This is a genomic window from Nocardioides coralli, assembly GCF_019880385.1.
In the GTDB taxonomy this organism is placed as follows: Bacteria; Actinomycetota; Actinomycetes; order Propionibacteriales; family Nocardioidaceae; genus Nocardioides; species Nocardioides coralli.
This window is the reverse complement of the sequence record NZ_CP082273.1, coordinates 536,077-546,953: the sequence shown is the minus strand read 5'-3', so window position 1 is coordinate 546,953 and position 10,877 is coordinate 536,077. Positions and strand designations below refer to the sequence as shown.

The 10,877-nt window shown below is 71.4% G+C and carries 14 protein-coding genes; 10 read left to right on the top strand and 4 right to left on the bottom strand.

Annotation, left to right across the window (positions count from 1 at the left end):
- The first annotated feature begins 9 nt into the window (after positions 1–9).
- Entirely contained in the window at positions 10–180 is a 171-nt protein-coding gene (locus tag K6T13_RS02755; RefSeq protein WP_222896788.1) for a hypothetical protein, read from the top strand.
- 9 nt (positions 181–189) lie between these two features.
- On the opposite strand, the gene K6T13_RS02750 is transcribed toward K6T13_RS02755, so the two are convergent.
- Positions 190–2,478 carry an ATP-binding protein gene (locus tag K6T13_RS02750; RefSeq protein ID WP_222896787.1) on the bottom strand — a complete coding sequence of 763 codons (2,289 nt, stop codon included), beginning with the start codon at positions 2,476–2,478 and terminating at the stop codon, positions 190–192.
- 127 nt (positions 2,479–2,605) lie between these two features.
- On the opposite strand from K6T13_RS02750, the gene K6T13_RS02745 reads away from it, so the two are divergent.
- From K6T13_RS02745 to K6T13_RS02725, 5 genes are all read left to right on the top strand, one after another.
- The gene (locus tag K6T13_RS02745) at positions 2,606–3,523 is read left to right on the top strand and encodes a sulfotransferase domain-containing protein (protein WP_222896786.1); all 918 of its coding nucleotides are present in this window, start codon (positions 2,606–2,608) and stop codon (positions 3,521–3,523) included.
- A gap of 138 nt (positions 3,524–3,661) precedes the next feature.
- Complete coding sequence (locus K6T13_RS02740) at positions 3,662–4,438, top strand: amino acid ABC transporter ATP-binding protein (RefSeq protein WP_222896785.1); 777 nt, start codon at positions 3,662–3,664, stop codon at positions 4,436–4,438.
- Positions 4,439–4,469: 31 nt separating this feature from the next.
- Positions 4,470–5,357: a glutamate ABC transporter substrate-binding protein gene (locus K6T13_RS02735; RefSeq protein ID WP_222896784.1), complete on the top strand. Its 888-nt coding sequence runs from the start codon at positions 4,470–4,472 to the stop codon at positions 5,355–5,357.
- A gap of 71 nt (positions 5,358–5,428) precedes the next feature.
- Positions 5,429–6,115: an amino acid ABC transporter permease gene (locus K6T13_RS02730; protein ID WP_222896783.1), complete on the top strand. Its 687-nt coding sequence runs from the start codon at positions 5,429–5,431 to the stop codon at positions 6,113–6,115.
- A complete protein-coding gene (locus K6T13_RS02725) occupies positions 6,112–6,972 on the top strand; it encodes an amino acid ABC transporter permease (RefSeq protein ID WP_222896782.1) in 861 nt (286 codons plus the stop codon). The genes K6T13_RS02730 and K6T13_RS02725 overlap by 4 nt, the downstream gene beginning before the upstream one ends.
- Positions 6,973–6,984: 12 nt before the next feature.
- Here K6T13_RS02725 and K6T13_RS02720 read toward each other — a convergent pair whose 3' ends face one another.
- From K6T13_RS02720 to trxA, 3 genes are read right to left on the bottom strand one after another with little or no spacing between them, the layout of a single operon-like run.
- Positions 6,985–7,449: a hotdog fold domain-containing protein gene (locus K6T13_RS02720; protein ID WP_222896781.1), complete on the bottom strand. Its 465-nt coding sequence runs from the start codon at positions 7,447–7,449 to the stop codon at positions 6,985–6,987.
- A gap of 44 nt (positions 7,450–7,493) precedes the next feature.
- A complete protein-coding gene (locus K6T13_RS02715; protein ID WP_222896780.1) occupies positions 7,494–7,757 on the bottom strand; it encodes a metal-sensitive transcriptional regulator in 264 nt (87 codons plus the stop codon).
- A gap of 1 nt (position 7,758) precedes the next feature.
- The gene (gene trxA / locus K6T13_RS02710) at positions 7,759–8,127 is read right to left on the bottom strand and encodes a thioredoxin (RefSeq protein WP_222896779.1); all 369 of its coding nucleotides are present in this window, start codon (positions 8,125–8,127) and stop codon (positions 7,759–7,761) included.
- 97 nt (positions 8,128–8,224) lie between these two features.
- Here trxA and K6T13_RS02705 point away from each other — a divergent pair, with 97 nt between their 5' ends.
- From K6T13_RS02705 to K6T13_RS02690, 4 genes are read left to right on the top strand one after another with little or no spacing between them, the layout of a single operon-like run.
- Positions 8,225–8,533, top strand: coding sequence for a rhodanese-like domain-containing protein (locus K6T13_RS02705; RefSeq protein ID WP_222896778.1), 309 nt, complete (start codon positions 8,225–8,227; stop codon positions 8,531–8,533).
- A complete protein-coding gene (locus K6T13_RS02700; protein WP_222896777.1) occupies positions 8,533–9,900 on the top strand; it encodes an MBL fold metallo-hydrolase in 1,368 nt (455 codons plus the stop codon). Before K6T13_RS02705 ends, K6T13_RS02700 begins: the two co-directional genes overlap by 1 nt.
- Positions 9,900–10,688: a TSUP family transporter gene (locus tag K6T13_RS02695; protein ID WP_222896776.1), complete on the top strand. Its 789-nt coding sequence runs from the start codon at positions 9,900–9,902 to the stop codon at positions 10,686–10,688. Before K6T13_RS02700 ends, K6T13_RS02695 begins: the two co-directional genes overlap by 1 nt.
- A gap of 26 nt (positions 10,689–10,714) precedes the next feature.
- Entirely contained in the window at positions 10,715–10,876 is a 162-nt protein-coding gene (locus K6T13_RS02690; RefSeq protein ID WP_222896771.1) for a hypothetical protein, read from the top strand.
- Position 10,877: the final 1 nt, after the last annotated feature.

Here is a 10,877-nt window from a genome sequence, read left to right as displayed (position 1 = left end):
CGCCACAGCGTGGCCGGCATCGCGGCCGTCCTCTTCCTGGCGCTCTTCGTGCTGCGCCGGCCGTCGCGCCGCAACCGCTCCGCGTCCTCCGCGTCCGGGGCCGGCTACGAGGAGGCGCGGGCCTGGACCGAGATCAGGCAGCGCAACCACGACCACGGGGGTGGCGGCCTCGGGTTCTGAGCCACTGGCTCAGTCGTCGAGCAGCTGCGTCACGAGGTCGAGCAGCTCCGCCGACCGCCCTTCCTCGTAGGCCGCCTGCCACGGCGCGCGGGACGCGGCCTCGCGCACCGCGGAAGCCGCCGCGTCGTCGAGCTCACGGACCACCCACGCGAAGACCGGGTCGCCTGCGTCAGCGAGGACGACGTCGGCCGCGCCGAGCAGGCGAGCGGCGGTGATCGACGCGCCCGCCACGCCATCGGCGAGGGCGATGCCGCGGAGGCAGTAGGCGATGTTGACCGTGTCGGCCAGCTCGACGGCCACCTGGAGCGAGTCGCGGAAGTGGCCACGCGCCCGGTCGTCGTCGCCGGCAGCCCAGGCGAGAGTCCCGAGCACCTGCAGCGCCGTCTGCCGGGCCAGCCGCTCCCCGGTCCGGCGGGTGAGGTTGAGCGCCTGCCGGGCGAGCGCCTCGGCGGAATTCGGGTCCCCCTGCCGGAGCGGCACCACCGCGAGGTGGTTGAGCAGGTGAGCGGAGTTCGCGTCGTCACCCCGGGCCCGGCTCAGGGCCAGAGCCTGCTCCAGCACGGACCGGGCCTCCTCGGTCGCGCCCTCGGCGAGCAGCGCGAACCCGAGCATGCCGAGGGCGTACTCCTCACCGCGCGTGTCCCCGACGTCGCGGAACAGGGCCAGGCTCTCCTCCGCCAGCCGGCGATGCGGGCCCGCGAAGCCGTAGCGGCAGAAGGCCAGCACGTGGAGCAGCATCGCCCGGTCGCGACGGGAGAGCTCCGGCGCGTCCACCGCGGGCTCGAGCAGCACCCGGCCCTCCTCCCGACGATCGCGCATCAACCAGAAGATGCGGAGCGCCCAGCCGAAGCGCACCGCCCAGCTCGCCCGGCCCGCGCCGACCGTCCACCCGATGGCAGACCGGAGATCGTCGTTCACGCTCGTGAGCCGATCGAGCACCGTGACCTGCTCGGCGCCCTCGAGCAGCGGCTGGGCCCGCTCGGCCATCCCGAGGAAGTACGTCGCGTGCGCGAGCCGCACCGCATCCGGGTCACGGTGGTCGGCGAGCCGGCGGGCGGCGTACTGGCGCACCGGCTCGAGCATCCGGTACCGGACAGTCGTCCCACCCGTGTCGGCCTCGGCCACCACGAGAGAGTGGTCCACGAGGTGCCCGAGCGCGGTGGTCACGTCGCGGTCGCCGAGGTCGCCGCCGACGGCCTCGGCAGCATCGAGGTCGAAGTCGCCGGCGAGAACCGACAGCCGGGCGAGCAGCACCCGGTCCGGCTCCTCCAGCAGGTCGTGGCTCCAGTCCAGGGTTCGGCCCAGCGTGCGATGGCGCTCGGGCAGGTCCCGCGCTCCCTCCTGCTGCAAGGCGTCGTCGAGCCGGGCCAGGAGCTGACCGGGCCCTAGGAACCGGATCCGGGCCGCGACGATCTCCAGCGCCAGCGGCACCCCGGAGAGCCGCCGGCAGATCGCCGCCACCTCGGCGGCGTTCGCCTCCGTCACGTCGAAGGTCGGGGACACGTCGCGGGCCCGCTCGGCGAACACGCGGCCGGCCGGAGACCCCAGCACGGCCTCGGCGGACGGCCGATCGGTCTCGGGAGACCACAGCGGCTGGACGGGCACCTCACGCTCGCCACGCAGCCGCAGCGGTGCCCGGCTGGTCACGAGCAGCACGGGTCCCTCGGGCAGCGTCAGCAGCGGGGCCAGGTCCGCGGCGGCGGGGAGCAGGTGCTCGACGTTGTCGAGCACCAGCAGCAGGCGACGGCCTGCCAGGTGCCGTCGGAGCAGCTCCGCACGCTCACCCCCCGCCTCCCTGAGCCCGAGAGCCCGCACCAGCGTCGGGAGCACGAGGTCGGGCGAGGCGACCGGGGCCAACGGCACGAAGACCGCACCGGCGGGGAAGGCGGGCGCCAGCTGCGACAGCAACCCCAGGGCGAGCCGGGTCTTGCCCACACCGCCTGGTCCGGTCAGGGTGACCAGCCGGGTATCGGGATCGCCCAGCAGCTCGGTCAGCGCGTGCAGCTCCCGGTCCCGGCCGACGAGGGGGGTCGGCGGAACCGGCCACGTCGGGGACGTGTCAGTCGCGGCGGCCCCGCGCGCCGCCGCGCGCAACGCCGTCCGCTGCTCCTCCGACAGACCCAGCGCCTCGGCCAGGGACGTCACCGTGTGGGCGTAGGGCCGGGTCCGCTCCCCACGCTCGAGCAGGCTCACCGCCTTGGCGCTGAGCCCTGCCCGCGTGGCCAGCTCCTCCTGGGTGAGCCCGGCGGCCTCGCGCAGGGCCCGCAACCGATCGCCGAAGCCGTCCTCGCCGGTCACGGACCCATGCTGCCGCACCGGGTGCTGTTCCAGCAGTGTTCCAGCCGTTGTGGCTGGGCAGTTCCCGGCGCCGGACCCACGCTCGGAGGTGCCGGGCAGAGGCCCGGCCCGACGTGAGGAGAAGGCGATGACAGAGCTGCTCGGCACGCTGCCGAACAAGACCAGGGAGCTGCACAACCACCACTTCGACTCGACCATCTGGAACGACTTCCGGTTCCGGGACGACGACGTGGTGATCTCGACCTACGCCAAGTCCGGCACGACGTGGACCCAGCAGATCGTGGGCCAGCTGATGTTCGGTCCCGAGCCCGAGCTCGAGGTCGCCACGATGTCACCGTGGCTGGACCTGCGCGTTCCGCCCAAGGAGGTCAAGCTGCCCGAGGTGGAGGCCCAGCGGCACCGACGGTTCCTCAAGACCCACCTGCCGCTGGACGCCCTGGTGTTCTCGCCGCGGGCGAAGTACCTGTACATCGGCCGGGACGGCCGGGACGTGGTCTGGAGCATGTACAACCACCATCGCAACGCCAACGCCCTCTGGTACGAGGTCCTCAACGACACCCCGGGTCGCGTGGGCCCACCCATCGAGCCGCCGCCGGACGACGTCCGGAAGTACTGGCGGGACTGGATGGACCGCGACGGCCACCCGTTCTGGCCGTTCTGGGAGCACGTCCGCAGCTGGTGGTCCGTACGCCACCTGCCCAACGTGCTCTTCCTCCACTTCGCCGACCTCAAACGGGACATGGAGGGCCAGATGCGCCGGATCGCGGACTTCCTCGACCTGCACGTCGACGAGGCCGACTGGGGCCGGGTCGTCGAGTACTGCACGTTCGACTGGATGAAGCGGCACGGCGATCGCAGCGTTCCGCTCGGGGGCGCCATCTTCGACGGTGGGGCGCAGGTGTTCATCAACCGCGGCACCAACGGCCGCTGGGCCGACACGCTGACCGCCGACGACGTTGCGGAGTACGAGGAGCGGGCGCTGCGCGAGCTCGGTCCGGACTGTGCGGCGTGGCTCGCCGGTGGTGGACCGGTCGACCGGGTCTGAGCAACCTCGCGGACCTGCGTGGTGCACCGGGAACACCCGTCCCGGAGCACCGCCCGAACATCACAGAAGCGTCACCATCACGGCGCACACGGGGTGCACGCGTGGCCCGTGACCGTGAAATGCCCTAGGTTCACGTACATGACGGTGCAGGAGCAGCAGCCCGGAAGCACTGGCCAGGGGGAGCCACTCGTCGTCCTCGACGGGGTGAACAAGTGGTTCGGGGACCTGCACGTCCTCCAGGACATCAACGTCAGCATCCAACGCGGCGAGGTCATCGTCGTCATCGGACCGTCGGGGTCCGGCAAGTCCACGCTGTGCCGGGCCATCAACCGGCTCGAGACCATCCAGCAGGGGTCGATCACCCTCGACGGCCAGCCGCTGCCCGAGGAGGGCAAGGGCCTCGCCGCGCTGCGCGCCGAGGTCGGCATGGTGTTCCAGAGCTTCAACCTCTTCGCCCACAAGACCATCCTCGAGAACGTCACGCTCGGGCCGATCAAGGTCCGCGGCAAGAAGAAGGACGAGGCCGACAAGCGCGCCCAGGAGCTGCTCGACCGCGTCGGCGTCGGGCACCAGGCCGCCAAGTACCCAGCCCAGCTCTCGGGCGGTCAGCAGCAGCGCGTGGCGATCGCCCGCGCCCTGGCCATGGACCCCAAGGTGATGCTCTTCGACGAGCCCACCTCGGCCCTCGACCCCGAGATGATCAAGGAGGTCCTCGACGTCATGGTCGACCTCGCCCAGCAGGGCATGACCATGGTCGTCGTCACCCATGAGATGGGATTCGCCCGCACCGCTGCGGACCGGGTCCTCTTCATGTCCGACGGCGCGATCGTCGAGGAGAACACCCCGGAGGAGTTCTTCACCAACCCCCAGTCCGACCGGGCCAAGGACTTCCTCGGAAAGATCCTGAAGCACTGACCGACCACGGCAAGGGAGAAGGGAAACAGAGATGCGAGTCAAGAGGAGCATGGCGGCAGCGGGCTTCGGCCTCGCGCTGGTGCTCGCCGGTTGCGGCGAGGCCGGCGAGGAGGGCGAGGGCCGCGAGGTCGCGGCCGAGGAGGACTGCGCCGACAAGTTCGACGACGGCACCAAGATGGCCGAGCTCGCCGAGTCCGGCGAGGTCACGGTCGGTGTGAAGTACGACCAGCCGGGCCTGGGCTTCAAGGACGCCGCTGCGGACGTGCCGTCCGGGTTCGACATCGAGATCGCCAAGATCCTCGTCGCCGACCTGTGCATCGATCCCAGCAGTGACAACGTCACCTGGGAGGAGACGATCTCCGACAACCGCGAGCCCTTCCTCCAGCAGGGCCGCGTCGACATGGTGCTCGCGTCGTACTCCATCACCGACGAGCGCCGCGAGATCGTCGGGCAGACCGGGCCCTACTTCATCACGGGTCAGCAGATCCTGGTGCCCGCCGACAGCGACGTGGAGTCGATCGAGGACCTGCAGGGCGAGGAGGTCTGCTCGGTGAGCGGATCCACCTCGATCGAGCGGGTCGAGGAGCAGGGCGCGGTGCCGGCCCCGGCTGACACCTACTCCGCCTGCGCCGACGACGTGCTCAACGGCAGCGTCCCGGCGATGTCGACCGACGGCGCCATCCTGCTGGGCCTGGCTGCCCAGAACGAGGGCGAGCTCAAGGTCGTCGGCGAGGAGTTCTCCGAGGAGCGCATCGGCGTCGGCTACCCGCAGGAAGCCCCGGAGATGTGCGAGTGGATCAACGGCGTGCTCGAGGAGGCCTTCGAGGACGGCTCGTGGGCCGAGGCCTTCGAGACCACCCTCGGCGGCGAGGACGTCGAGACCCCGGAGCCGCCGGAGCTGGACGACTGCCAGTCCTGATCCCGCAGTCGTGACGGCGGGGTGGCCGTCCGCGGCCACCCCGCCACCCCGATGACCAGGAGAGACCAACTGTGTCCGTCGTCCTCGACAACCTCGACCTCGTGCTGTGGGCGTTCGCCCACACCGTGGCCCTGTTCCTGATCTCGGGTGTCCTGTCCCTGCTGCTCGGAACCTTCCTGGTGGCGCTCCGCGTCGGCCCGATCCCCATCCTGCGCCGGGCGGTCTCGGTCTACGTCACCCTGATCCGCAACACCCCGTTGCTGATCATCTTCATCTTCTTCCGCTTCGCCGGCCCCAAGATCGGCATCAACTTCAACTTCGTGGACATCGTGTGGGGCGACCTGCGGATGAACAACTTCTTCGCCGCCGCCATCGCCGCCCTGACGATCTACACCTCCACCTTCGTGTCCGAGGCGATCCGCTCCGGCATCAACGCCGTCCCGCTCGGCCAGGCCGAGGCGGCGCGCGCCGTCGGACTGTCCTTCGGCGGCGTCATGCAGCAGGTGGTGCTCCCCCAGGCCTTCCGCGCCTCGGTGCCGCCACTGGCCAGCGTGCAGATCGCCCTGCTCAAGAACACCACCGTCGCCGGAGTCTTCGGTGTGGCCGAGGCGCTCTTCCGGGTGCGGGGCTTCACCAACAACTTCCCCGGTGAACGGGTCGGCATCTTCATCACCTTCGCGCTGTTCTTCGTCGTGCTGGTGGAGATCGTGTCCTTCGTCGCCAACCGCTTCGAGCGGCGCTGGGGGGTGGCCCGATGAGCACCCAGGCCAGCGTCCTCTTCGACGCCCCCGGGCCCAAGGCCGAGGCCCGGCACCGGCTCTACAGCGTCCTCGTCCTGGTGGGCCTGGCGGGACTGCTCGCCTTCATGCTCTGGCGGCTCTGGGCCGAGAACCAGTTCACCGAGGCCAAGTGGGAGCCGCTGGTGACGCCGCGCTACGTCGAGGCGCTGCTCCTCGACGGGCTGCTCACCACCCTGCAGATGGCTGCCCTGTCCGTGCTGTTCGCCGTGGTCTTCGGGCTGGTCTTCGGGATCGGCAAGCTCTCCGACCACGGCGTCGTCCGGTGGCCGTGCTGGGCGGTGGTGGAGTTCTTCCGCGCCGTCCCGGTGCTGCTGCTGATGATTCTGATCTTCTTCTCCTACGGCATCGACCGTGGCGCCAGCGGCGCCTACTGGAGCGTGGTCTTCGCGCTGACCCTCTACAACGGGTCGGTGCTGGCCGAGGTCTTCCGGGCGGGGATCCAGGCCGTGCCGAGGGGACAGTCGGAGGCGGCGTACGCCATCGGCATGCGCAAGTCGCAGGTGATGATGCAGATCCTGCTGCCGCAGGCCGTGAAGATCATGCTGCCGGCGATCATCAGCCAGATGGTGGTCGCCCTCAAGGACACCAGCCTCGGCTTCGCGGTGGCCGCGCCCGGCCTCACCCAGGTCGGCGAGGCGATCTATCTGCAGTTCGGCAACCAGATCCCGACGGTGATGGTCGTGGCCGCGTTCTACATCGGGGCCAACCTGGTCCTCACGGCCCTGGCCACATGGGTGCAGAAGCGCTTCGTGGGAGAGAAGGAGCCGCTGGCGGTCTCGGGGGTGGGCAACATGGCCGGCGGCGCGAGCGCCTGACCGGCGCGGGCCTCAGCCCTGCCGCGGGGTGACCCAGAGCCGGATCTCGCCCTCGATGACCACCTCGCCGTCGTCCCGGACCCCACGCACGCGCACCGGCAGGTCCGGGTCGTCGGAGCTCCACTGCTCGGGATCGGTCTCGGCGATGCAGGTGATGTCGGTGGTCGCCTTGGCGGTGTAGGCGACGGTCATGCCCTTCGGGATCCACCGCTTGCCGGGCGGGATAGTCACCTCGGCCAGCGCGCCCATCGCCGCCTCCAGGCCGTTGCACAGGGCGATCGCGTGCACGGTGCCGATGTGGTTGTGGACCCGGCGCCGGTCGCGGACGACCAGCTCGGCCCGGTTCGGCTCGACCACGGTGAACCGCGGCGCGATGCTCGCGAAATACGGCGCCTTGCGGGCGAAGACGAACGAGAAGAGCCGGTCGCCACGCGGCAACCGGGTGGTGGTCCGCCAGAGGCTCAGCACGGAGGGCATGCCGGGAGGCTACCGGCTGGTAACCAGCTGCGCCGTGGCTCCGGTCACGCCAGGGAGAGGAACAGCTTCTCCATCCGCGCGACGTCGAGTCCCTCGTCGTCCTCGCCCTCGGTGAGGCACTGGCGCAGGCCCGTGGCGACGATGGCGAAGCCGGCGCGGTCGAGGGCGCGCGAGACCGCGGCCAGCTGCATCACGACGTCCTCGCACTCGCGGCCCTCCTCGAGCATCCGCAGCACGCCGCCGAGCTGGCCCTGGGCCCGCTTGATGCGGTTGATGACCGAGCCCATCTCCTCCGGTCGCAGCTCCATCTCAGCTCTCCTCGCGCTGGGCCGCCACCTGCCGGTGGACGTCCTCCATGTCGAGACCCTTGACGGCGGTGATCAGCTCCTCGAGGGCCGGAGCCGGGAGCGCACCCGGCTGGGCGAAGACGAGCACGCCCTCACGGAAGGCCATCAGGGTGGGGATCGAGGTGATCTGGGCCGCGGCCGCGAGCCCCTGCTGCTCCTCGGTGTTGATCGACCCGAACACCACGTCGTCGTGGCGCTCCGAGGCCTCCTCGTAGACCGGCGCGAACTGCCGGCACGGGCCGCACCAGCTCGCCCAGAAGTCCACCAGGACGATGTCGTTGTCGGTGATGGTGCTCTCGAAGTTGTCGGCGACCAGCTCTATCGTGGCCATGACTCCCTCTCTGTCGACTGGTGTGGGACGGTACCCCAGGGGGTGTTAAGGTCGCCAACGCACATACCCCCTCAGGTATTCCAAGGAGTGTGTCCGGATGCAGACCGTGACGATCGACCAGCTGTCCGACGTCCTCGACGAGGGAGGTGTGGTCATCGACGTCCGCGAGCGCGAGGAGTACGCCACCGCGCACGTCCCCGGCGCGCGGTCGATCCCGATGGGCCAGGTGGCGTCCCGCAAGACCGAGATCGACCGCGAGCGTCCGGTCTACCTGATCTGCGACTCGGGCAACCGCAGCAGCGCGATGGTCGACCTGCTGGCGGCCGAGGGCTACGACGCCCACAACGTCCGGGGCGGGACCCGTGCCTGGATCGAGTCGGGCCGCCCCGTCGAGGGAGGTGCCTGATGTCGCCCCTGCAGGTCCTGACGCTGGAGACCCCCAGCCTGGGTGACCGCAGCTACGTCGTGCACGACGGCGCCGTCGCCGTGGTCGTCGACCCCCAGCGCGACATCGACCGGGTGCTCGACCTGCTGGCCGAGCACGACCTGCGGCTGCTGCACGTGCTCGAGACCCACGTCCACAACGACTACCTCACCGGCGGGCTGGCCCTAGCCGAGCGGACCGGCGCCACCTACCACGTCGGCGCGGACGACCCGGTCGAGTTCGAGCGCTCCCCCATCCGGCCCGGGGACGTGGTGGAAGCGGGCGAGCGGATCCGGGTGCGGGCCATCCACACGCCCGGCCACACCTTCACCCATCTCTCGTTCGCACTCTCCGACGGCGACCGTCAGGTCGGCGTCTTCACCGGCGGCTCGCTGCTCTACGGCGCCACGGGACGTCCGGACCTCCTCGGTGAGGAGCACACCGACGAGCTCGTGCACCTGCAGCACGCCTCCGCCCACCGCCTCGCCGCGGAGCTCCCGGACGAGGCCGAGGTCTGGCCCACCCACGGGTTCGGCTCGTTCTGCGCCTCCGGCGGAGCCGGCGAGCAGCAGGACGAGTCCACCATCGGCCGCGAGCGGGAGCAGAACCCGGTGCTCAACCAGGACGTCGACACCTGGGTGCGCGCGACCCTCGCGGGGCTCGACGTGTGGCCGGCCTACTACGCCCGGATGGCACCCGGGAACCTCGCCGGCCCGGACGCCCCCGACCTCAGCCTGCCCGAGTCGGCGGACAAGGCCGAGCTGCGACGCCGGATCGAGGCCGGGGAGTGGGTCGTGGACCTGCGCAACCGGGTGGCGTTCGCCGCCGGCCATGCGCCGGGGACCCTCAACTTCGGGCTGGACGGCTCCTTCGTCACCTACCTGGGCTGGATGATCCGCTGGGGCACCCCGCTGACGCTCCTCGGCGAGTCGACCGAGCAGGTCGCCGAGGCGCAGCGCGAGCTGGTCCGCATCGGCATCGACCGTCCCGAGGCAGCCGCCACGGGTGGTCCGGAGGACTGGAGCGACGACAAGCCCGCCAGCCTTCCGCGGGCGACCTTCGGCGACCTCGCGGACGTCCGGCACCACCGGCGCGTCGTCGTGCTCGACGTACGCCGGGCCGCGGAGTACGACGAGAGCCACATCGAGGGCGCCGTCAACGTCCCGATCCACGAGCTGCCGGACCGCGTGGCCGACGTGCCCGCCGGCGAGGTGTGGGTGCACTGTGCCAGTGGCTACCGCGCCTCGATCGCGGCGTCGTTCCTCGCGGCCGCGGGCCGTCAGGAGCTGGTCGTGGTCGACGACATGTACGACGAGGTCGCCGCCACGCCGCTGGCGACCACGGCCTGATGGACCTCGCGGTCGCCGTCGCCGGCGGCATCCTGATCGGGTTGCTGCTCGGCGTCCTGGGTGCGGGCGGGTCGGTGCTCGCCGTACCCGTCCTGGTGCTGGGGCTGGGCCTCGGCGCCTACGAGGCGACCAGTGGCTCGCTGGTCGTCGTCGGCGTCACCGCCGCGGTGGCCGCGGTCGCTTCCCGACGCCGGGGCGCTGTGGCGGTCGACCGCGGCCTGCTCTTCGCGGCGGCGGCGGCCGCCGGCACCGTGGCGGGTGCCGCCCTGTCCGGGCGCGTCGCCGAGGCCGTGCTGCTCCTTGCCTTCGCGGTGCTTCTCGTCGTCGCCGCGGCCGCGATGCTCCTCGGGCGTCGCCCGGAGCCCTCTACCCGCGGGCCCGTCCTGTCCTTCAACCCGTTGCGCTGCGACTGCCCTCGCGCCCTCAAGATCGCCGTGGCGGCCACGGTCGTCGGCCTGCTGACCGGGTTCCTCGGCGTCGGCGGCGGCTTCCTCGTCGTCCCCGCCCTGGTCCTCGCCCTCGGGCTCGACCTGCGGACCGCCGCCGGGACCTCGCTGCTCGTCATCGCCGTGACCTCGGCCATCGCGCTGGCCACGCGGCTCGCCGGCGACGCCACGGTCCCGTGGGGCCCGTCACTGACCGTGACCGCCGCCGCCCTCGTGGCGGCCGTTGCCGGCACTCAGGTGGCCGCACGGCTCCCGGCCCGGGCCCTGCAGCGCGGATTCGCCGCGCTGCTCCTGGCCGTCGCCGTGACCACCGCCTGGCAGGCCGCCCCCGCCCTCACCTGACCCGTCCGCCACGAGAAGGAGACACCATGTGCCGACCCGCCGTCTGCCACACGTGCGGCAAGCAGACCTGGAAGGGCTGCGGGATGCACGTCGACCAGGTGATGGCCGGCGTGCCGCGCGACCAGCGTTGCCCCGGCCACGAGACCGAGCAGCGACCCGGGCTGCTCGCGCGCCTGCGCGGGCGCTGAG